21 protein-coding genes are annotated in these 21,048 nt (G+C 71.2%); 6 read left to right on the top strand and 15 right to left on the bottom strand.

Annotated elements, in window-relative coordinates:
• Positions 1-803 (bottom strand): glycosyltransferase (locus tag H0487_RS09790; RefSeq protein ID WP_246383272.1); only part of this gene is annotated, 803 nt, incomplete at its 3' end.
• 89 nt (positions 804-892) lie between these two features.
• On the opposite strand from H0487_RS09790, the gene H0487_RS09785 reads away from it, so the two are divergent.
• Positions 893-1,639 (top strand): SDR family oxidoreductase, encoded by a 747-nt coding sequence (locus tag H0487_RS09785; RefSeq protein WP_183094048.1) that lies wholly within the window; start codon positions 893-895, stop codon positions 1,637-1,639.
• 98 nt (positions 1,640-1,737) lie between these two features.
• Here the strand turns inward: H0487_RS09785 and H0487_RS09780 are convergent, their stop codons facing one another.
• Positions 1,738-2,427 (bottom strand): aspartate/glutamate racemase family protein, encoded by a 690-nt coding sequence (locus tag H0487_RS09780; protein ID WP_183094047.1) that lies wholly within the window; start codon positions 2,425-2,427, stop codon positions 1,738-1,740.
• A gap of 87 nt (positions 2,428-2,514) precedes the next feature.
• Between H0487_RS09780 and typA the strand changes: the two genes are divergently transcribed.
• The 3 genes from typA (at position 2,515) to H0487_RS09765 (ending at position 5,912) form a co-directional block, all read left to right on the top strand.
• Positions 2,515-4,410 (top strand): translational GTPase TypA, encoded by a 1,896-nt coding sequence (gene typA, locus H0487_RS09775; protein WP_183094046.1) that lies wholly within the window; start codon positions 2,515-2,517, stop codon positions 4,408-4,410.
• A 94-nt stretch (positions 4,411-4,504) separates the two neighbouring features.
• A complete protein-coding gene (locus tag H0487_RS09770; protein ID WP_312855887.1) occupies positions 4,505-5,089 on the top strand; it encodes a rhomboid family intramembrane serine protease in 585 nt (194 codons plus the stop codon).
• A gap of 49 nt (positions 5,090-5,138) precedes the next feature.
• Positions 5,139-5,912, top strand: a complete 774-nt coding sequence (locus H0487_RS09765) for an enoyl-CoA hydratase-related protein (protein ID WP_183094045.1) — start codon at positions 5,139-5,141, stop codon at positions 5,910-5,912.
• A gap of 8 nt (positions 5,913-5,920) precedes the next feature.
• Here the strand turns inward: H0487_RS09765 and H0487_RS09760 are convergent, their stop codons facing one another.
• The 5 genes from H0487_RS09760 to H0487_RS09740 all read right to left on the bottom strand — a co-directional run bounded on the left by H0487_RS09760 (position 5,921) and on the right by H0487_RS09740 (position 10,481).
• The gene (locus H0487_RS09760) at positions 5,921-6,925 is read right to left on the bottom strand and encodes a TIGR03617 family F420-dependent LLM class oxidoreductase (protein ID WP_183094044.1); all 1,005 of its coding nucleotides are present in this window, start codon (positions 6,923-6,925) and stop codon (positions 5,921-5,923) included.
• A 36-nt stretch (positions 6,926-6,961) separates the two neighbouring features.
• Positions 6,962-7,261 (bottom strand): class III extradiol ring-cleavage dioxygenase family protein, encoded by a 300-nt coding sequence (locus H0487_RS23320; RefSeq protein WP_246383270.1) that lies wholly within the window; start codon positions 7,259-7,261, stop codon positions 6,962-6,964.
• Positions 7,262-7,517: 256 nt separating this feature from the next.
• Entirely contained in the window at positions 7,518-8,381 is an 864-nt protein-coding gene (folP, locus tag H0487_RS09750; RefSeq protein WP_312855886.1) for a dihydropteroate synthase, read from the bottom strand.
• Entirely contained in the window at positions 8,378-9,286 is a 909-nt protein-coding gene (locus tag H0487_RS09745) for a glucosyl-3-phosphoglycerate synthase (protein ID WP_183094043.1), read from the bottom strand. Before H0487_RS09745 ends, folP begins: the two co-directional genes overlap by 4 nt.
• A 310-nt stretch (positions 9,287-9,596) precedes the next feature.
• A complete protein-coding gene (locus tag H0487_RS09740) occupies positions 9,597-10,481 on the bottom strand; it encodes an N-acetylmuramoyl-L-alanine amidase family protein (RefSeq protein ID WP_312855885.1) in 885 nt (294 codons plus the stop codon).
• 121 nt (positions 10,482-10,602) lie between these two features.
• Here H0487_RS09740 and H0487_RS09735 point away from each other — a divergent pair, with 121 nt between their 5' ends.
• Positions 10,603-12,069, top strand: coding sequence for a sugar transferase (locus H0487_RS09735; protein ID WP_183094042.1), 1,467 nt, complete (start codon positions 10,603-10,605; stop codon positions 12,067-12,069).
• Between the two features lie 86 nt (positions 12,070-12,155).
• Here H0487_RS09735 and galE read toward each other — a convergent pair whose 3' ends face one another.
• From galE to rfbA, 4 genes are all read right to left on the bottom strand, one after another.
• A complete protein-coding gene (galE, locus tag H0487_RS09730; RefSeq protein WP_183094041.1) occupies positions 12,156-13,160 on the bottom strand; it encodes a UDP-glucose 4-epimerase GalE in 1,005 nt (334 codons plus the stop codon).
• A gap of 37 nt (positions 13,161-13,197) precedes the next feature.
• The gene (locus H0487_RS09725) at positions 13,198-15,018 is read right to left on the bottom strand and encodes a PD40 domain-containing protein (protein ID WP_183094040.1); all 1,821 of its coding nucleotides are present in this window, start codon (positions 15,016-15,018) and stop codon (positions 13,198-13,200) included.
• Positions 15,019-15,133: 115 nt separating this feature from the next.
• Positions 15,134-17,011 carry a PD40 domain-containing protein gene (locus tag H0487_RS09720; RefSeq protein ID WP_183094039.1) on the bottom strand — a complete coding sequence of 626 codons (1,878 nt, stop codon included), beginning with the start codon at positions 17,009-17,011 and terminating at the stop codon, positions 15,134-15,136.
• Positions 17,012-17,078: 67 nt separating this feature from the next.
• A complete protein-coding gene (gene rfbA, locus H0487_RS09715; RefSeq protein WP_183094038.1) occupies positions 17,079-17,957 on the bottom strand; it encodes a glucose-1-phosphate thymidylyltransferase RfbA in 879 nt (292 codons plus the stop codon).
• Between the two features lie 18 nt (positions 17,958-17,975).
• Here rfbA and rfbB point away from each other — a divergent pair, with 18 nt between their 5' ends.
• Positions 17,976-18,977 (top strand): dTDP-glucose 4,6-dehydratase, encoded by a 1,002-nt coding sequence (gene rfbB / locus H0487_RS09710; RefSeq protein WP_312855884.1) that lies wholly within the window; start codon positions 17,976-17,978, stop codon positions 18,975-18,977.
• Between the two features lie 7 nt (positions 18,978-18,984).
• Here rfbB and H0487_RS09705 read toward each other — a convergent pair whose 3' ends face one another.
• The 4 genes from H0487_RS09705 to H0487_RS09690 form a co-directional block, all read right to left on the bottom strand.
• A complete protein-coding gene (locus H0487_RS09705; RefSeq protein ID WP_312855883.1) occupies positions 18,985-19,350 on the bottom strand; it encodes a phosphomannose isomerase type II C-terminal cupin domain in 366 nt (121 codons plus the stop codon).
• Between the two features lie 125 nt (positions 19,351-19,475).
• Positions 19,476-19,757, bottom strand: coding sequence for a DUF2516 family protein (locus tag H0487_RS09700; RefSeq protein ID WP_183094036.1), 282 nt, complete (start codon positions 19,755-19,757; stop codon positions 19,476-19,478).
• Between the two features lie 98 nt (positions 19,758-19,855).
• On the bottom strand, positions 19,856-20,473 hold the full coding sequence (locus H0487_RS09695) for a hypothetical protein (protein ID WP_183094035.1): 618 nt from the start codon (positions 20,471-20,473) through the stop codon (positions 19,856-19,858).
• Between the two features lie 43 nt (positions 20,474-20,516).
• Positions 20,517-20,945, bottom strand: coding sequence for a helix-turn-helix domain-containing protein (locus H0487_RS09690; protein ID WP_183094034.1), 429 nt, complete (start codon positions 20,943-20,945; stop codon positions 20,517-20,519).
• Positions 20,946-21,048 lie beyond the last annotated feature (103 nt).

Here is a 21,048-nt window from a genome sequence, read left to right as displayed (position 1 = left end):
CCGCCGACAACGGGGACGACCAGCCGGCGGCGCAGGTCCGGCCGCAGCCGGAGCAGCTCGGCCGTCGCGTGCAGCAGGACGTCAGGGGCCTTGAGGGGCTGGATGCGGCCGGCGAACAGGAGCACCAGCGCGTCGCCCGCGATGCCGCGCTCGGCGCGGGCGGCGGCCTGGTCCTGGGGGCGGAACACGAGTTCGTCGACGCCCGGGTGGACGACCTCGACCCGGCCCGGCTCGGCGTCGTACAGGTTGATGAGCTGCTTGGCCTCCAGGTCGGTGTTGGCCAGCAGCACGTCGGCAGCGTCGACGACCTGCTCCTCGCCGATGACCCGCGCCTCGGGCTCGGGGGTGTCGCCCTCGGCGAGCGCCTCGTTCTTGACCTTGGCCATGGTGTGCATGGAGTGCACCAGCGGGACGCCCCACCGGTCGCGAGCCAGGGCGCCGACCTGACCGGAGAGCCAGTAGTGGCTGTGCACGACGTCGTAGTGCCCCAGCGGGTGGGCGGCCTCGGCGCGCAGCACCTCCCGGGCGAACACGCAGAGCTGCCCCGGCAGCTGGTCCTTGGTGAGCCCCTCGAACGGGCCGGCGTGGACGTTGGTCACCTGGACGCCGTCGGCCATCCGGACGACGGGGTCGAGCTGGCTGCTGGTCGCTCGGGTGAAGATGTCGACCTCGATGCCACGGGCGGCGAGCCGCTTGGCGACCTCGACGACGTAGACGTTCATGCCGCCGGCGTCACCGGTCCCGGGCTGGTCCAGCGGGGACGTGTGCAGGCTGATCATCGCCATCCGGCGGACCACGGTCATGCACACCTCCTGAGCGGGGTCGGGACCTCCCCGAAGCGTTGCAACCAGCGCCGATCGCGGTGCATTCCCCGGCTGACACACTCTGCCCCATGAGTACCCGCGGACAGGCAGTGGTGACCGGTGCGAGCAGCGGGATCGGTGCGGCCACGGCACGGAGGCTGGCCGCCGAGGGCTACGAGGTGGTCTGCGTCGCCCGTCGCCAGGAGCGGATCGAGGCGCTCGCCGAGGAGATCGGTGGCCGCGCGGTCGTGTGCGACGTGACCGACGCCGCCGCCGTCCAGGCGCTCGCCGATGCTGTCGGAGGACCGCTCGAGGTGCTGGTCAACAACGCGGGCGGGGCGTTCGGGGCGTCGCCGGTCGCCGCGGCCGACAGCGACGAGTGGCGCCGGATGTACGACGTCAACGTGATCGGGCTGATGCAGGTGACCCGCGCCCTGCTCCCCGCGCTCCTGCGCAGCGGCACCGGCGTCATCGTCAACGTCGGCTCGACCGCGGGCCGGGTCGCCTACGAGGGCGGTGGCGGCTACACGGCTGCCAAGCACGGCACCAAGGTCGTCACCGAGACACTGCGGCTCGAGCTCTACGACCAGCCGATCCGGGTGTGCGAGGTGGCACCGGGCATGGTCCGGACCGACGAGTTCGCACTCGTCCGGTTCGACGGGGACCGGGCGAGGGCGGACGCCGTCTATGCCGGCGTTGCTGAACCCCTCGTCGCCGAGGACGTCGCCGACGCCATCGCCTGGGTCGCCACCCGCCCACCCCACGTCAACATCGACGAGCTGGTGATCCGGCCGCGCGCGCAGGCGGCGCAGCACAAGGTGCACCGGGTGCTGTAACTCAACCGGGTGCGGTAACTCAGTGTTCAGTTCGCTCCCACGGCGGTACGACACGAAAAACGTGGTCACACCACCGCGGTAGCGAACTGAACACTGAGTTACAGCAACGCCCGGTCGAGCGCTGCGCGCACGTGCAGCGTCGTACAGGGGAAGACCGGGAGGTCGGAGTCGGCCTGCTTGACGAGTAGCTCGAGCTCGGAGCAGCCGAGGATGATCCCGCCGGCACCGGCGTCCCACAGTTCGTCGATGAGGTTGACGACGTACTTGCGGGAGTCGTCGACGACCTTCCGGTGGACGAGCTCGTCGTAGATGATCCGGTTGAGCTCGTCGTGGTGCTGCTCGTCGGGGACCGTCACCTCGAGGCCGTGCCGGGCGATCCGCTCGGTGAAGAAGGTCCGGCTCATCGCGAACTTCGTGCCGAGGAGCGCGAGGACCTCGACGCCCTGGGCCTTCGCGGACTCCGCGACCACGTCGGCCAGGTGGACCAGCGGGATGTCGACCGCGGCCTCGACCTGCTCGGCGACCCGGTGGAACGTCGTGGTGCAGAGCATGAGGAACTCGGCGCCCGCCCGCTCGACCGACTGCGCGGCGGCGGCGAGGATCTCGGCGACGCCGTCCCAGTCCTCCGCCTCCTGGAGGGCGGTGATCTGCGCGAACTCCACCGATGCCAGCACGGTCTTGGCGGAGTGGAGACCGCCCAGCCGCTCCTCGACACCACGGTTGAGCAGTTCGTAGTAGGCGGCGCTGCTCTCCCAGCTCATGCCCCCGACGAGTCCGATCGTCTGCATTCGCGCAGTCTCTCACGGCCTCCGACGGGGTCCCGACAATGCGGGGTCAACGCGCCCGCGCGGATAGGCTGACCCCTCGTGTCTCAGATGAAGCGAACCGACCTGCGCAACGTGGCCATCGTGGCCCACGTCGACCACGGCAAGACCACCCTGGTCGACGCGATGCTGCACCAGGCGGGCGCGTTCAGCGCGCACCAGGCCGAGGGCGTCGCCGAGCGGGTCATGGACTCCGGCGACCTGGAGCGCGAGAAGGGCATCACGATCCTCGCGAAGAACACCGCGGTGCACTATCGCGGCCCTTCGGCGCAGGAGCTCGCCGACGGCGACATGACGATCAACATCATCGACACCCCCGGCCACGCCGACTTCGGCGGTGAGGTCGAGCGCGGCCTGTCGATGGTCGACGGCATCGTGCTGCTGGTCGACGCCTCCGAGGGCCCGCTGCCGCAGACGCGGTTCGTGCTGCGCAAGGCGCTCAACGCCGACATGCCGGTCATCCTGGTGGTCAACAAGACCGATCGCGGCGATGCCCGGATCGACGAGGTCGTCGACGAGACCTACGAGCTGTTCATGGACCTGCTCGACGAGAACCACAGCCAGGACGCCCTCGACTTCCCCGTCGTGTTCGCCTCGGGCAAGGCCGGCATCGCGTCGCTGACGAAGCCCGAGAACGGCACCCTCCCCGAGGGCACCGACCTCGAGCCGCTGTTCCGCACGATCCTGGAGAACATCCCGGCGCCGGTGTACGACGAGGGCGCGCCCCTCCAGGCCCACGTCACCAACCTCGACGCGTCCCCGTTCCTCGGGCGGCTCGCGCTGCTGCGGATCAAGCAGGGCAACCTGAAGAAGGGCCAGCAGGTCGCCTGGATGCAGCGCGACGGCGGCGTCAAGAACGTCAAGATCACCGAGCTGCTCATCACCGAGGGCCTCGAGCGCAAGCCGGGCGAGTCCGCCGGTCCGGGCGACATCGTCGCGGTCGCCGGCATCCCGGACATCACCATCGGTGAGACCCTCGCCGACCCCGACAACCCGATCGCCCTGCCGCTCATCCACGTCGACGAGCCTGCGATCTCGATGACCATCGGCACCAACACCTCGCCGCTGGTCGGCAAGGGCGGCAAGGGCCACAAGGTCACCGCCCGCCTGGTCAAGGACCGCCTCGACTCCGAGCTCATCGGCAACGTGTCCCTGCGCGTGCTCCCGACCGAGCGTCCCGACGCCTGGGAGGTGCAGGGCCGCGGCGAGCTGGCGCTGGCGATCCTCGTCGAGCAGATGCGCCGCGAGGGCTACGAGCTCACCGTCGGCAAGCCGCAGGTCGTCACCCGCGAGGTCGACGGCAAGGTCCACGAGCCGTTCGAGCGGCTGACCATCGATGCCCCCGAGGAGTTCCTCGGCACCATCACCGAGCTCCTCGCCAACCGGAAGGGCCGGATGGAGGGCATGACCAACCACGGCACCGGATGGGTGCGGATGGACTTCGTGGTCCCGGCCCGCGGCCTCATCGGCTTCCGTACCGACTTCCTCACCGAGACGCGCGGCACCGGCATCGCCCACCACATCTCCGAGGGCTACCACCCCTGGGCCGGCGAGATCCGCTCGCGCGCCTCCGGTTCGCTGGTGGCCGACCGCTCGGGCGCGGCGACGGCGTACGCCATGACCTCGCTGCAGGAGCGCGGCGTGATGTTCCTCGAGCCGGCCACCGAGGTCTACGAGGGCATGATCGTCGGCGAGAACTCCCGCGCCGACGACATGGACGTCAACATCACCAAGGAGAAGCAGCAGACCAACATCCGGTCCGCGACCTCCGACAACTTCGAGAAGCTCATCCCGCCGCGGAAGCTCTCCCTCGAGCAGTGCCTGGAGTTCTGCCGCGAGGACGAGTGCGTCGAGATCACGCCCGAGACGGTCCGGATCCGCAAGGTCGTCCTCGACCAGAACGAGCGGGCCAAGATGGCCTCGCGGGCCCGGAAGGGCACGCGCTGAGGATCGCCTGAGCGACTTCGCCGGACCGCGAGCACGGTTGACGCGGTCGCGACAGGTACGTTCGTTCGGCCGCTGGATTGGGCAGACTGGTCCCGTGGAGATCAGGGGCAGGGAGATTCCGGTCTGGCAGCAGGCCGCCGCGGCGACCGGGCTGTTCACGGCGCTGCTGTGGGCGATCGAGATCGTCGACACCGCGATGAGTCATCGGTTGGACCAGTACGGCGTCCAGCCCCGCTCGGGCGAGGGACTGCTCGGCATCGTGTTCGCGCCGTTCCTCCACGGCGGCTGGGACCACCTGATCTCCAACAGCGTGCCGGTCCTCGTCCTCGGTTTCCTGACGCTCGCGTCGGGCCTGCTGCGCGGCCTCGCCGCGACCGCGATCATCTGGGTGGTCGGCGGGGTCGGTGTCTGGCTCGTCGCCGGTGGCAACAGCAACCACATCGGTGCGTCCGGGCTGGTCTTCGGCTGGATCGTCTACCTCGCGATCCGCGGTGTCCTCAACCAGAAGCTCTGGCAGATCGTGCTCGGGGTCGTCGTGCTGTTCGTCTACGGCGGCGTGCTGTGGGGCGTCCTCCCCGGCCAGCCCGGCGTGTCCTGGCAGGGCCACCTGTTCGGTGCCGTCGGCGGAGGCCTCGCTGCGTGGGTGCTGTCGAGGGAGCGCTTCGACAGCCTCAGCTGAACCCGCCGGGCGTCAGCAGGAGCACGGGCGGCCGGTAGCGTGCGGCGACGTGAGCGACCTGCTGATCGAGCGCCGCGACGGCGTCCTGGACATCACCTTCAACCGGCCCGAGCGCCGCAACGCCTTCACCCGGGCCATGTACGGCGAGATGCGCCGGCTCTGGATCGACACCGCTGCCGACGCGTCGGTGCGGGTCGTCGTGCTGCGGGGTGCCGGCGGCCGGGCGTTCGCCGCCGGCAACGAGATCGCGGACTTCGTCGAGACCGAGGACGTCGTGGGCTACGAGACGTGGATCCGCGAGATGCTCGAGGGCCTGTTCGCGTTGCCCCAGGTCACGATCGCGGCCGTCGACGGGGTGTGCGTCGGCGGCGGGCTGGCGGTGGCGACCAACTGCGACCTGCGGGTGGCGACCGCGCAGAGCCGGTTCGGGTACCCGATCGCGCGCACCCTGGGCAACGCGCTGTCCTCGCCGGTCCTGTTCCGCTGCGCCGAGGTGTTCGGCGAGGCGCTGACCCGCGAGATGCTCCTGGCCTCCCGCCTCGTCGGGGCCGACCGGGCTTACGGCGCGGGCGCCCTGGTCGCCTGCGTCGAGGACCGCGCCGCGCTCGACGCCGAGGTCGGCGCACTCGTCGACGGGATCCTCGCGGCATCGCCGGTCACGATCAGCGCGAGCAAGCAGCAGCTGCGCGCGCGGGCCCACCTCACCGAGATCGACATCCCCGGCGAGGACGAGCTGCTGCACGCGGTCTACGGCGGCCCGGACTTCGCCGAGGGCGTCCGTGCCTTCCTCGCCAAGGAGAAGCCCGCCTTCGGCCGCGGCTGAGGTTCTTCTCAGCGGAGGGCGGCAGCGAGGTCGGCGATCTGGTCGACCGGCGCGTCGTACCCGGGGAAGTAGCAGCACACGCGGTCGGCGACGTCCCCGAAACGGCGCCGGAGCTCGGCCGCGCACTCCTCGGGGGTGCCACGGACCGCGAGCGTGGAGGTCATCTCCTCGGTGACGAGGCCGATCATCGCGGCGACGTCACCGACCTTCGACAGCCGGTTGAGCTCGGGCTGGACGCCCTCCCAGCCCTCGACCTCGAGCACCGGGAGGTACGCCGGCGTCGAGCCGTAGAAGGCGAGCAGCCCACGGACCCCGAGGGACGCGCGCTCGAGCTCCTCCTCGGTGCGACCCATGGCCAGGATCGCCTGCGGATAGAGAGGGAGCTCGGCGGCGGTGCGGCCGGCCAGGGCGAGCCCGTCGGCCACCGCCGGGAGGGTGCGCTCACGGAAGTGCCGATGGCTGTGGAACGGCATCACGAGGAGGCCGTCGGCGACCTCGGCCGCCGTCCGGGTCATCAGCGGCCCGAGCGCGCCGAGCAGTACCGGCGGCGGTCCGTGGGGGTTCGGCCCGGGGACGAACGTCGGCGGCATCAGCGTGTGGGAGGTGTGCTCGCCGCGGAAGTCGAGCCGCGTGCCGTCCTGCCAGGAGGTCAGGATCGCCTTCACCGCGAGGACGATCTCGCGCATCCGCGCCGCCGGCGGCGACCAGGTGGCGCCGTAACGCTTCTCGATGTGGGGCCGGATCTGCGAGCCCAGGCCGAGCCGGAAGCGGCCCGCGCTCATCAGCTGCAGGTCCCAGGCCGCGTGCGCCAGGTGCATCGGGCTGCGGGGCATCGCGATCGCGACGTTGGTCATCAGGTCGACGTCGACCTGGCCGGCCGCCGCGGCGAGCGGGAGGAACACGTCGTGCGGGCCCTCGAACGTGAAGAGACCGGCGGCGCCGGCCTCGGCGAGGGCGTGCGCCCGCGTCAGCGCCTGGTCGGGACGGCCGTCGAGCTGGAGGTCCAGGAGCATGAGCAGAGGTTAGAACAGGTTCTAGTCTCGCCCGTTTCAGGACCAGCGGAGCACCCAGTACTGCACGCCGTAGGGCGCGTCGTCGTAGCGGACCTCGACGCGGTGCGCCGGGGTCAGCAGGTCGGCAAGGGCAGTGAAGGCGCCGACGTCGGCCCAGAGGTGCTCGGCGAGCGCGGGATCGAGGCCGGCCAGCCCGGCCGGAAGAGGCTCGACGAGCGCCCGCCGGACCTCTTCGTCGAACGGCTGGGCGCGTTCGTCGAGGTGGCCCGGGGCCTTGAGCGTGCGCTTGGCCGAGCCGTTCCCGACGACCAGGACGCCGGTGGGATCCTCCTCCACCTCCTCGACCTCCGCGCCGGCGAGCAGCGAGCGGGCGACACGGCGTCCGCGGTCNCCTCCGCGCCGGCGAGCAGCGAGCGGGCGACACGGCGTCCGCGGTCGTCGGCCGCGAGGACACGGACCCGGGGCCCGAGCGCCGCCACCACCGTCCGGCAGGCGGCCCGCAGGTCGGCGACCGGGTCCTCGATCGAGGCGTACGACGGCAGCAGGGCGAGGACGCCCGGCACCAGGGCGACGGTGGTCCGCCGGGAGGAGGTCATGCGAGCCCCCGGATCGCGCGGCGCGGTGGCCGGCGGCCGGCGATCGACCAGGCCATGTCGACCACCTGGCGGGTCTCGACCACCTCGTGCACGCGATAGATCCGCGCTCCTGCCGTCGCGCACACGGCGGTGGCCGCGAGGGTCCCGATGAGGCGTTCCCCGACCGGCAGGTCGAGGGTCTCGCCGACGAAGTCCTTGTTGGAGAGCGACACCAGGACCGGCCACCCGGTGTCGACCATCTCCCCGAGCCGGCGGGTGAGCTCGAGGGAGTGGAAGGTGTTCTTGCCGAAGTCGTGGGCCGGGTCGATGACGATCGCCTCCCGCGCGACGCCGGCCGCGAGGGCCCGCTCGGCGTAGGCGACCGTGTCGGCGATCGCGGCGGCGACCACGTCGTCATACTCGATGCGGAACGGGCGGGTCCGCGGCGTCACGCCGCCCGTGTGGGTGCAGATGATCGCGGCGCCGTGCTCAGCGGCGACGTCGACGAGCTCGGGATCGGCGCCGCCCCACGCATCGTTGAGGACGTCGGCCCCGGCCGCGCAGACGGCCGCGCCGACCTCGGCCCGCCAGGTGTCGACCGAGATCACCAGCGACGGGAACGCCTCGCGGACCCGCGCGACGAAGTCGACGACGCGCTCCTTCTCCTCCGCCGGCGAGATCTCGACCCCCGGCGCGGCCTTGATACCACCGATGTCGACGATCTCGGCGCCCTGCTCGACGACGGTCGCGACCCGTGCGAACGCGGCGTCCGCGGCCCAGGTGGCGCCCTGGTCGTAGAAGGAGTCCGGGGTGCGGTTGACGATCGCCATCATCAGCGTCGCGTCGTCGGCGAACACGTGCCGCCCGAGCCTCAGGGTCACAGCAGGGCCTCCGCCGCCGGTCGTTCGATCGTCTCCACCACCCGGTCCCGCGGCACCGGGCCAGGCAGGAACTGGCGCAGCACGGCGCTCTCCCCCTGCGGTTGCAGGCCAGCGCCCCGCCGGAGGGCGGCCTCGAGGATCTGGACCGACATCGCCCCCAGGTCGAGCAGCGGCTGGTGGCCGTGCGCACGGCTCCCGAGGTCGACCTGCGCGATCGCGGACGCGCCGTGGGCGGCCGCGGTGTCGATGAGGGCGGCGAGCTCGACGGCATACCCGGTCGGCACCGTGAGCGAGGCGAAGTGCGACCGTCGGACGGCCCACTCGCCCGCGAGCGGCTGGACCAGGTCCGCGAGCTCGGGGAAGAGCAGCGAGATCAGCGGGCGGGCGACCAGCTCGGTGACCCGTCCGCCGTCGAGCGGGCCCCGCTCACCGGGGCGCTCGTAGAAGCCCTTGACCAGCCGGACGTCCGGCCACGTGAGCAGCGGCCCGAGCAGGCCGGGGACGAAGTGTGTGTCCCAGTCGGTGAGGTCGGCGTCCATGAAGACGAGCAGGTCGCCGGTGGTGACGAAGAGGGACTTCCACATCGCCTCGCCCTTGCCCGGGTGCGTCCCGAGATCGGGCCGGATCTGGGCGGAACGGTGCACGTCCGCCCCGGCCGACGCGGCGACGTCGTACGTCGCGTCCGTGGAGTCGCTGTCGATCACGACGATCTCGTCGACGAGCGAGACGGTCTCGACGAGCCGCTCGCGGACCCGCACCACGACGTCGCCGACGGTCCCGGCCTCGTTGCGTGCGGGCACGACCAGGCTGACCCGGGTGTCGCCCTTGGCCGCGAGCAGGTCGTCGAGCGACCAGTCCTCCCAGCGGGCGGCACGGATCCCGCTCACCGGCACGTCGACGGACATGCGCGCGACACTACCGAGCCGGTGCACACCGGATTTGGCGGCGTTGACCAAAGGGCTCGCCTTCGGGCGGGCGGCGAGGCAGACTGGTCCTTCTCGGGACGATCGACGCCGCTTGCCCACATCTCCCTGGGGGGAGGAAGTTCCGGGTCCTGATGCGCGCATTCCGCAGATGGATGAGGAAGGCCCGATGCCGGGCCAAGTACGGACGCGCGTGCCCGCACGGCGGTCACTTCGGAGGCAAGCGCCGCAATTCCGTCACCCACGCGACGCACGCGCGCAGCCGCAAGGACGAGCGCGACCACGCCGGCTCTCACCGGTCGAGGAAGCGCTCCACGGCTGCGGCCATCGCCGAGGCGTAGTCCTGCTGCCCGGCGGCGCTGGTCATCAGGGCAGCGTCACCGTCGTCGCGCATGTTCCCGAGCTCGACGAGCACCGTCGGCACGTCGGACAGGTTGAGGGTCGCCAGGTCGTCCCGGACGTCGATGCCGTCGCTGCCGACGTACGTCGACGTGGCGAGGCCGGCGTCGACCAGCGCGTCACGCACCAGGCCGGCGAGCCGCAGCGAGGTCCCGGCGATGTCAGTCGTCCACGGGTCGACCTCGGTGGGCGCGATGACGTGGAAGCCGTGGGCGCCGGCCTCGAGCGATCCGTCGGCGTGGATGCTGATCTTCAGGTCGGCCGTCGGACCCGGCTGGCCCGGGTTGCCGGCCCGGCCGCGGACGTCGACGCAGGGGCCCCACGCCCCGCCGTCGTTGCTCGTCCGAGTGAGGAGCACCCGGGCGCCTGCCCGCTGGAGCTCCCGCCGCAGGCGGAGCGCCACCTCCCAGGTGAAGGTCGCCTCGGCGTAGCCCCCTTCGGTGGCCGTGCCCGTGGTGTTGCACGGCTTGGAGAAGCCCCCCGCCTCGACCGGCTGGCCGATCTGGGCGGGGAAGGCGGCGTTGCCGAGCTGGTGGCCAGGGTCGACGACCACGACGACGCCGGCGAGGTGCGCCGCAGGGACCATGGTCGGAGCCGTGCGGGTGACCATGGGCTCCGGCTCCGGCGGCGTCGTCGCAACGGTCGAGAGCGGCGCGGAGGGTGCTGCCGGGCCACCTGACGGCTCGACCGGCACCGGCGTCCCCGCGCACGCACCGAGCAGCACGGCGGCGCAAATGAGGAACGCCACCGTCCGCGGGGCCGAGCACGAGCTGGACACTGGTCTAGACAGAACCTTCCACTGTGTAACCGATGACGGTGCAGGTCGTTGGACCTGCGTCGCACCGGGGGGGAGTCGGCACTTTGCGTTTCCTGCATTGGACCAAAGCTGAGGTGATCTTGTGACGGTAGCCATCGGGCACACTGCCACTGCCCGTTCCCAGGCGCTGTCCGCACCTCTGAGCCGTACCCTCCGGTTCCTGCCGTTCCTGCTCATCCTCCTCGACGTCGCCGTCGTCGCCCTCGCGACCGGCGTCGCCTCGTTCCTCGACGACCCGATGCCGTGGTTCGACCCGACGTCGACCGCCGACCTGGCGAGCCGCACGACCGGTCCGCTCGTCACCCTCGGCTGGATCCTGGTGATCGCCCTCGGTGGCGGCTACCGACGCCAGGTCCTCGGCGGCGGCAGTGACGAGTACAAGCGGGTCCTCAACGCCAGCCTCACCTACACCGGGATCCTGGCGCTGGTCCTCTTCGTCTCCCAGGCCGATGTCTCCCGCGGCCTGTTCCTGCTGATCTTCGTGATCGGCGTGCCGAGCCTCGGGCTCGCCCGCTGGGGCGCCCGCTACGCGCTGCACCGGGCTCGCAGCGCCGGCTACCTCGGCCTCCCCGTTCTCATCGCCGGGTCACCCGAGCACGTCGACGACGTCCACGGCGTCCTCGACCGTGCCCCCTGGCTGGGCTACCGCGTCATCGGCGCGGTCACCCCTCCCGGCGACGCCACCACCACCATCGGCGGCGTCCCGGTCGTCGGTACGACGGACGACGTCACCCTCGCCGCCCTGCGCACCGACGCTCAGCTCATCCTGTTCGCCGGCGGCTCCTCCGCCACGGCACAGGAGCTCCAGGAGAAGGTCTGGCAGCTCGAGGAGCGCGGCATCGGTGTCGTCGTCGCCCAGGGCGCGACCGGCATCGTCAACGACCGGGCCTCCTTCCGGCCCGTCGGCGGCCTGCCGCTCATGCACCTCGGCGCCCCCGCCTGGGCCCAGGCCACCAAGCTCGGCAAGCGGGCCTTCGACCTCGTCGGCGCGCTCGCTCTGCTGGCCTTCTTCAGCCCGCTCTTCCTCTTCATCGCGCTGCGCATCAAGCTCCACGACGGCGGCCCGGTCTTCTTCTCCCAGTCGCGGGTCGGCCGCCAGGGCGTCCCGTTCCGCTGCGCGAAGTTCCGGACGATGGTCGTGGACGCCGAGGACCTGCTGGCCGCGCTGCACGTGGCGACCGGCTACGACGGCGGGCTGTTCAAGATGGAGGACGACCCGCGCATCACCAAGCCCGGTCGCTGGCTGCGCCGCTACTCCCTCGACGAGCTGCCGCAGCTGTGGAACGTCGTCCGCGGCGACATGAGCCTGGTCGGCCCCCGCCCGCCGCTCCCCCACGAGGTCGCGCAGTACGACGTCGCCGCCCGGCGCCGCCTGCACGTCCGCCCCGGCATGACCGGCCTCTGGCAGGTCTCCGGCCGCTCGAACCTCTCCTGGGAGCACGCGATCCGGCTGGACCTGTACTACGTCGACCACTGGTCGATGCTTCAGGACCTCCACATCCTGTGGCGCACCCTCGGCGTCGTCCTGCTCGGCCGCGGCGCCTACTGAGCCGAACCCGCAGGGTTCGGTCGGCGAACCCGCAGGGTTCGGTCGGCGAACCAGCGAGGTTCGGTCGGCGAACCAGCGAGGTTCGGTTACTCGTAGCCGAGGACGTCCTTGCGCTTCTCGCCCCAGGCGAGCGCCGACGCGATCGCCTCGTCGAGGGTGGCCTCGGTCTGCCAGCCGAGCAGCTCGCGGGCCTTGTCGGCGTTGGCGAACGCACCGACCGCGTCGCCGGGGCGGGGCGGGGCTTCCGTGACGGGCACGGGCTTGCCGACGACGCGCTCGACGGCGCCGATGAGCTCCTTGACGGTCACGCCGTCACCGCCGCCGATGTTGAGGTAGGAGTACGGCGCGCCCTCGGCCGCGATCACGTCGTCGAACTTCTCGACCGCGCGGACGTGGGCAGTGGCCAGGTCCCAGGCGTGGATGTAGTCGCGGATCCCGGTGCCGTCGCGGGTCGGCAGGTCGGTGCCGGTGATGGTGAAGGAGTCACGGAAGCCGAGCGCCGTCTGGGCGAGCAGCGGGACGACGTGGGTCGCGTCCTTGAGGTGGTAGCCGGTCGCGAGGTCCGGGTCGGCCCCGATCGGGTTGAAGTAGCGCAGGATGATCGCCCGCAGCGACGTGGCCTTGGCGATGTCCTCGAGGCACATCTCCATCATCCGCTTGGTGCGGGCGTACGGCGAGGTGGGGTCGACCGGGTCGGTCTCCCGGACCTCGAACGCCGGCTGCAGCGCATAGAGCGAGGCCGTCGAGGAGAAGAGGATCCGCGGCTTGCCGAGCTGCTCGAGCTCGTCGAAGAGCTCCAGCGACTTCGCCACGTTGTCGCGGTAGTACTCGTAGGGCAGCTCGACCGACTCCGGTACGACGATCCGCGCGGCCATGTGGATGGTCGCCTCGATCTCGGGGTGCTCCTCGACCACCCGGCGCACCAGCGAACGGTCGGCGATGTCGCCCTCGTAGAAGATCCGCCCCTCGGTGTACTGCCGCGGTCCGACCAGCAGCGAGTCGAGGAGGACGGGCGTGTGCCCCGCGGCCTCCAGCGCCTTGGACGTGATGGAACCGAGGTAGCCGGCACCGCCGGTGACGAGGATCTTCACGAGGGTGGAGCCTACGCGGAGCGCCCTCGCGGAGCGGTCAGGGGCAGCTGATCGGCGCCGGGTCGACGGCGTCCCGGACAGCAGCCGCATCGTCGCCGTCGCCGCAGTCGATGACCGCGTCGCGCGCCCCGTCGTTGGCGCGCAGCACGTCGCGGCCGCCTCCGCCGCGCAGGGTGTCGGCGCCCGCGCCGCCGGTGAGCTGGTTGGCCACCTCGCTGCCGACCAGGGTGTCCGCGCCTGACCCGCCGACGACGTTCTCGACCGAGCCGCGCACGGTGTCACGCTCACCGACCGTCCCGTCCTCGCGGCTGCCGTCGTTGGCGGCGCCGCTGCCGAGGGACACGTTGACGCCGATGGTGCGCAGCTCGTACTCGACGCTGTCGGTGCCTCCGCCGCCGTTGATCAGGTCGCCGTCGAACCCGCCGTCGAGGGTGTCGGTGCCGTCGCCGCCGCGCAGCGCGTCCTCGCCGTTGCCGGCCACCAGCAGGTCGTTGCCGTCGTCACCGACCAGGATGTCCTCGCCGTTCCTGCCGAGGAGGACGTCGGCCCCGCCCGCCCCGTCGAGACGGTCCTCCCCGCCCCCGCCGTCGAGCCGGTTGGCCGCGTCGTCGCCGACCAGCACGTCCGGACCCGAACCGCCGACCAGGTTCTCCACGTCGCCCGCGATGAGGTCGCTGACGCCTGAGTGGGGGTCGATCTCTCCGAGGTAGGCGCGCACCGGCGAGGCCTGGCCGGCATAGCTGACCGTGTCGGCCCCCGGGCCGCCGCAGATCAGGTCCTGGCCCTGGAGCCCGAGGATCGTGTCGTTGCCGCCCATCCCGTGGATGACGTCGACGCCGCGGGAGCCGCGGAGCGTGTCGTTCCCGGGCGAGCCGCTCATCGTCGCGGCCCGACCCAGACACGTCGGCTGCTGGGCGGCCCACGTGGTCGAGAAGTAGTTGCTGCCGGGGATGGGGACGGTGAGCGACCCGGTCGCGAACGAGTAGACGTTGACGCCGTCGGCCGCGATGAAGGCGATCGAGGTGCCGTCGGGCGACCAGGTCGGCTCGTACTCGTTGCGCGTCGAGCCGATCACGGCGTAGCGGTCGGTGCCGTCGGGGTCCATCGTGCCGATGTCGACGTCGGTGGAGGAGAAGGGGAACTGGAACGCGATCCGCGAGCCGTCGGGGCTCCACGACGGCGCCGAGCCGAGCCCCAGGTCGACCGGCGTGCCGCCGTCGACGTCCACGACGAACACGTGGACCGGGGAGTCGAACGCGCGCCCGCTGAAGCCGGCGAACGCGATCCTGGTCCCGTCCGGCGACCAGGCCAGGTCGTCGGGGAAGTAGGAGGTGTTGCGCAGGATCGGGATCGGTGCGCCGCCGGTGGCATCCACGACCCAGATCCCGCCGTCGCCGCTCTGCGACCGGGCGAACGCTATCTGCTTGCCATCCGGGGACCACGTCGGGTCGGTGTCGTACTGGCTGGTCGTGAGCTGGAGGAAGTTCGTCGTGTGCCCGAGCGGGTTCGCGACGACCCACAGGCCCTGTGCGCTCACCGCCCCGCCGTACGCCGAGTAGGCCATCCGGATGCCGTCGGGCGCCCACTCCGGGTCGTTGGTCCGCGCGCTGGAGTCGGGCTCGTGGAAGTAGCCGTACTGGTTGGAGCCCCGCAGCGATGCGGAGGTGGGCAGGCCGTTGCCGTCGTAGTACTGCTGCATGGTCACGATGACGCCGTTGGTGCCGGCGGCGACCTTCGCCTCTTCCTGCTCGGCGGGATCCGCGACCGCGCTCTCGTACGGCACCGCGGCGAGGACCGCGGCGAGCACCGCCGGGAGGGTGAGCGAGAGGAGCCGTCGCAGGCCGAGGGTCGACCGCATGGGATCACCGTCCGCGCTTCGGCGGTCGAGCGCAAGCACTGGCCCAAGATCTTTACCGATCCGCCCGTCACACCTCGCCCGGCAGAGCCGGCAGAGCCGGCAGAGCCGGGCAGGGTCAGGGACAGCTGATCGGTGCCGGGTCGATCGAGTCGCGGATCGCGGCGGCGTCGTCCCCGTCGCCGCAGTCGATCACTCGGTCCTTGATCCCGTCGTTGGCGCGCAGGACGTCGCGACCGTCGCCGCCGCGGAGCTCGTCAGCACCGGCGCCGCCGGTGAGCTGGTTGGCGACCTCGCTGCCGACCAGGGTGTCCGCCCCGGATCCGCCGGTGACGTTCTCGACCGATCCACGCACCGTGTCGCGCTCGCCGAGCGTCCCGTCCTCGCGACTGCCGTCGTCGGCGCCGCCCGCGCCGAGGCTCACCAGCACCCCGACCAGGCGGCCGCCGTACTGGGCGGTGTCGAGCCCCGGTCCGCCCGCGAGCAGGTCCGCATCGAGCCCGCCGTCCATCGAGTCCGCGCCTTCACCGCCGCGCAGGACGTCGTCGCCCGCCGCGCCGCTCATCTGGTCGGCTCCCTCCTCGCCGACGAGCAGGTCGTCGCCGCCGCCGCCGACGAGCGCGTCGTCGCCGTCGCCGCCGACCAGGGTGTCGTCACCACGGCCACCGACGAGGATGTCCACCCCGGCCCCGCCGGTGATCTCATCGGCGCCGTCGCCCCCCTCGATCCGGTTGATCCGCTCGTCGCCGACCAAGGTGTCGGGTCCGGCGCCTCCGATCAGGTTCTCCACGTCCGCGGCGATCAGGTCGCTCACCGCAGCGGTCGGCGAGATCTCGCCGAGGTACGCCGTCGCCGGCGCGGTCTGGCCCTCGTAGCTCACCGTGTCCGACCCCGCGCCTCCGCAGAGGACGTCCTGCCCCTGGAGCCCGATGATCGTGTCGTCGCCGCCCATGCCGTGGATGACGTCCACGCCGTCCGAGCCTCGAAGCGTGTCGGGGCCGCTCGTCCCACTGATCGTCGCCTGGCGACCCTGGCACGCCGGCTGCGCGGCCCCCCACGTCGTCGACTCGGCCGTCGTCGTGCTGGCCACGACTGCCTGTCCCCCGTTGGTCCAGTTGTAGGACCTGACCTGGGTCGGGGTGAGGAAGGCCATCCGGAAGCCGTCGGGCGACCATGCGGGCTCCTCCTCGCTGTAGGAGGCGTTGAGCAGCAGCAGTCGGCCGGTTCCGTCGGGGTTCATCCAGTAGATGTCCCAGTTGCCGGGGGACTGCAGGTACTGGAACGCGATCCGGTTGCCGCTCGGCGACCACGCCGGCGCCTCGCCTCGCCCGAGGTCGACCACGGTCCCGGCCGCGATGTCCAGGACGTACACGTGCTGCGGGGAGGCGAACGGCTCATCGGAGAAGTTGCTGAACGCGATCTTGGTCCCGTCCGGCGACCAGGAGAGGTCATACCCCCAGAGGTCCTCGTCGTGGAACACCTCGATCGGCGTCCCTCCGCCGGCGGGAACGACGAAGATCCCGTTGCCCCCGGCCTCCTTGCGAAGGAAGGCGATCCGGCTCCCGTCCGGGGACCAGGTCGGGTCGGTGTCGCTGGACCTGTCAGTGAGCTGAAGGGCCTCGTCGCCGTAGGAGAACGGTCGTTCGACCGTCCAGATGCCGTCCCCGTCTCCGGGTGCTCCGTAGGCGGTGAACGCGACCTGGGTGCCGTCCGGGGAGAACTCGGGATCACGTGGGGCGACGTCGAAGTCGCCGAGGTGGAAGTACGAGGACGGGCCGGTGGAGTCGAGGGAGCCACCTTCGACTCCGCTGGTGTTCGGGTCGAGGATGAGGTCGGTCCAGGCGATGACACCGTTGGTCCCGCTGGTGATCTTCGGGGTGACCGGCTCCGGCGGACCTGCAGGCGCAGCCTCTTGCGGCACCAGTGCCACCGCCGCGCCGAGGACGGTGGACAGAGATGCCGCGAGGAGGCGTCGCGGACCGAGGGTCGACCACATGGGACCCACCGTCGCACGACGACGGCCCGCCAGGAACAGGTCCTGCGGACTTTTACCGATCCCTCCGTCACACCCCGCGGCGATGGTCCTCGAGCAGGCCGAGCAGGTAGTCGCCGTAGCCGCTCGCGCGCAGCCCCTCGGCGAGGCGTACGAGCTGGGCGTCGTCGATGTAGCCCATCCGCCAGGCGACCTCCTCGGGGGCCGCGACCTTGGTCCCCTGCCGCGCCTCGAGGGTGCGCACGTAGTTGCCGGCGTCGTTGAGCGCCTCGAAGGTCCCCGAGTCGAGCCACGCCGACCCGCGCGGGAGGACCTCGACGCTGAGCCGCCCCTCGGCGAGGTAGCCGGCGTTGAGGTCGGTGATCTCGAGCTCACCGCGGGCGGACGGGCGCAGCGCCTTCGCGCGCTCGACGACGTCGGGGCCGTAGAAGTAGAGCCCGGGCACGGCGAGGTTGCTGCGGGGCCGCGCCGGCTTCTCCACCAGGGCCAGCGGACGGCCGTCGGCGGCGAGCTCGACGACGCCGTACGCCTCCGGGTCGGCGACCGGGTAGGCGAACACGTGCGCCCCATCGATGGTGTCGAAGCGACGCAGCCGCCCGCCGAGACCGGGGCCGTAGAGGATGTTGTCGCCGAGGACGAGGGCCGAGGACCCGCCGGCGATGTGCTGCTCACCGATCACCAGCGCCTGCGCCGCGCCGTCCGGGGACGGCTGCACCGCATAGGTCACCACGATGCCGAGGTGCGACCCGTCGCCGAGCAGCCGGCGGAACTGGTCGGCCTCGTGCGGCGTCGTGATGACCAGGACCTCCCGGATCCCGGCGAGCATCAGCGTCGAGAGCGGGTAGTAGACCATCGGCTTGTCATAGATCGGCATCAGCTGCTTGCTGACCGCCAGGGTGACCGGAGCCAGCCGGTTGCCCGTGCCGCCCGCCAGGATGATCCCCCGCATCCCACTAGCATGCCGGATGTGCCTCAGCGGATCCTGGTGACCGGCGGTGCGGGCTTCATCGGCTGCAACCTCGTCCGGCACCTGCTCGAACGCACCGACGCCTCGGTCACGGCCCTCGACAAGCTGACCTACGCCGCCAGCCCGGCGGCTCTCGACGGCCTGCCCGCCGACCGGTTCCGGCTGGTCGTGGGCGACGTGGCGGACGCGGGCGTGGTCGACCCACTGGTTGCGGAGCACGACGCCGTCGTCCACCTGGCCGCGGAGTCGCACAACGACAACGCGCTGGTCGACCCGGCACCGTTCGTCCACACCAACCTGATCGGCACGTTCACCCTGCTCGAGGCCGTCCGCCGGTACGACGTACGGCTCCACCACGTGTCCACCGACGAGGTCTACGGCGACCTCGCGCTCGAGGACCCGCAGCGGTTCACCGAGGACGCGCCCTACCGCCCCAGCAGCCCCTACTCCGCCTCCAAGGCGGGCGCCGACCACCTGGTGCGCGCGTGGGTCCGCAGCTTCGGGATCCGGGCCACCGTCTCGGTCTGCTCCAACAACTACGGGCCCTGGCAGCACGTGGAGAAGCTGGTCCCCCGCCAGGTCACGACCATCCTCGACGGGGGACGACCGCGGGTCTACGGCACCGGGTCGCACGTCCGCGACTGGATCCACGTCGAGGACCACAACGCGGCCGTCCTGGCCGTGCTCGAGCGCGGCACGGTCGGCGAGACCTACCTGATCGGCGCCGACGGCGAGCGCTCCAACCTCGACGTCGTCCGCACGATCCTGCGGCTGATGGGCCGCCCGGAGGACGACATCGACCTGGTCGCCGATCGCCCGGGGCACGACCTGCGCTACGCGATCGACGCGAGCCGGCTGCGCGCCGACCTCGGCTGGCGTCCGTCGTACGACGGACTCGAGGCGGGGCTGCGCACGACGATCGCCTGGTACGAGGCGAACGAGGCCTGGTGGCGGCCGGCCAAGGCAGCCACTGAGGCGGCCTACGCCGCCCGCGGCCAGTGAGCGTCGCTCAGACGGCTTCTACGCGGCCGTAGTCGTCCTCGAGCCGACAGATGTCGTCCTCGCCGGTGTAGGTGCCGTGCTGGACCTCGATGATGATGAGCGGGACGTCGTGCTCGTTGGTGATCCGGTGCGGCTCACCGATCGCGACGTTGACGGAGTCGGCGACCTCGAGGATCAGCACCTCGCCGTCGATCACGCAGGTGGCGGTGCCGGAGACGACCGTCCAGTGCTCGGCCCGGTGCTCGTGGGTCTGGTAGGAGAGACGTGAGCCGGGCTCGACGACGATCCGCTTGACCTTGAACCCATCGCCCTCGTCGAGGACCTGCCACGAGCCCCACGGCCGCACCGCGCTGTCACCGATCACTGCATCCACTCCCACCGAATAAGGTCCCAGGCTGCCGGCAGGCCCCCACCGCCGGTATCTGCCACGGTAACGACGCCGAACCCGGGAAGGGTACGCACGAAGTTGAACATTCCGCGACGAAAACTAGAACACGTTCACCTTCGCCGCAGCCCCGCCAGCGCCGGACGGACGTCGGCGAGATAGACCAAGGCAGCGATCGTCATCGCCAGGTTGACCAGCGCGATCGGCAGGGGCAGCAGCTGGAGCAGCACCGCGATGCCGAGGATGATGGTCCAGGTCGGCTTGTTGAGCTTGTCGGCGGCGAGGTAGGACTCGGCCGAGTAGAGCAGCGAACTGACGAACGCGAAGATCTTGACCACGAGCAGCACGAAGAAGATCGCGACCTGCACCAGGCCCTCGAGCTCGAACACGTTCATGGTGGGCGCGAGTCTACGGCCCCGGCGCTCGAGAAAAGCACAAGGCCCCGAGGGTCGGTCACCCTCGGGGCCTCGCGGTGAAGCGCTGGAGCGTCAGCTCACTTGGCAGCAGCCTTCTTGGCCGGAGCCTTCTTGGCGGCAGCCTTCTTGGCCGGGGCCTTCTTGGCGGCAGCCTTCTTGGCCGGAGCCTTCTTCGCGGCCGGAGCCGGAGCGGCGGCGGCAGCAGCCTTGGGCTCCTCGCCCTTGACCAGCTTGGTCACGACGGTCTCGCCGCGCTTGGCGAGGTCGGCGTACTGCTTGGTCGCGGCGGCGACGTTGTCGTCGTAGCGGCCCTGGAGCTTCTTGGGGAGCGCCTTGGCGTCGGCCTGGAGCTCGGCGAGCTTGGCCTCGAACTTCGCGCGGGTGTCGTTGAGCTGGGCGACAGCCTTGTCCTGGAGCGACTTCGGCTTGGGCGCCTCGAACTCCTTGACGGACTTCTGGACGTCCGCGACGCGAGCGTTGAGGTGGGTCTGGACCTCGGTCACGTAGCCACGGACGGTCTCGACGGCGAGGTCGGTCGCGCCGACACCGGCGTAGAGCGGCTTCTGGGCGGCCTCGGGAACCTCGGGGAGGTTGATGGCCTTGAGGTCGATCTTGGGGAGGTCGATCTTCGGGATCTCGACCTTGGGGACCTCGATCTTCGGGACCTCGAACTTGGGGAGCTCGAACTTCGGCATGGTGGAGTACACCCTTCTTTGTGGTGGGAGTTGCTGGGACTTATCAGGAGGGGTCGGTCGGTGCGTCGCCCTGGGAGCTGCTCTCGGGGAGGTCGACGGGCGGCGATGCCGCATCGGCCTCGTTGAGAGCCAGGAACGACGCATAGACATCGAGGAGCGATTGCTTCTGCCGCTCGGTGAGGCCGGTATCGCTGAGGACAGCGAGCTCGACCGACCCACCCACGCCGTCATCCGGACTGAGGATCCCCGCCCGGATGTAGAGCTGCTCCGCGGAGATCCGCAGCGCCTTGGCGATCTGCTGCAGAACCTCTGCCGACGGCTTGCGGAGCCCGCGCTCGATCTGGCTCAGGTACGGGTTGGAGACGCCGGCCTGCTCGGCGAGCTGCCGCAGGGAGAGGCGCGACTGCGTGCGCTGCTCCTTGAGGTAGTCACCCAGTGCGCCGACCGTCTCGGTCACCTTTGCCTTCACCATGGCCCCAGTGTGCTAGCAATAGTTAGCACTTTGCAAGCTGGGGGCACGTGAACTGGTTCACACGGGCCACGGAGCGGTCGGTAATACCTAGTGACTTTCGTGG

Source organism: Nocardioides stalactiti, assembly GCF_014180715.1.
Lineage (GTDB): Bacteria > Actinomycetota > Actinomycetes > Propionibacteriales > Nocardioidaceae > Nocardioides > Nocardioides stalactiti.
Note: the sequence above shows the minus strand (reverse complement) of the source record. Positions and strands in the feature narration are given on the sequence as shown.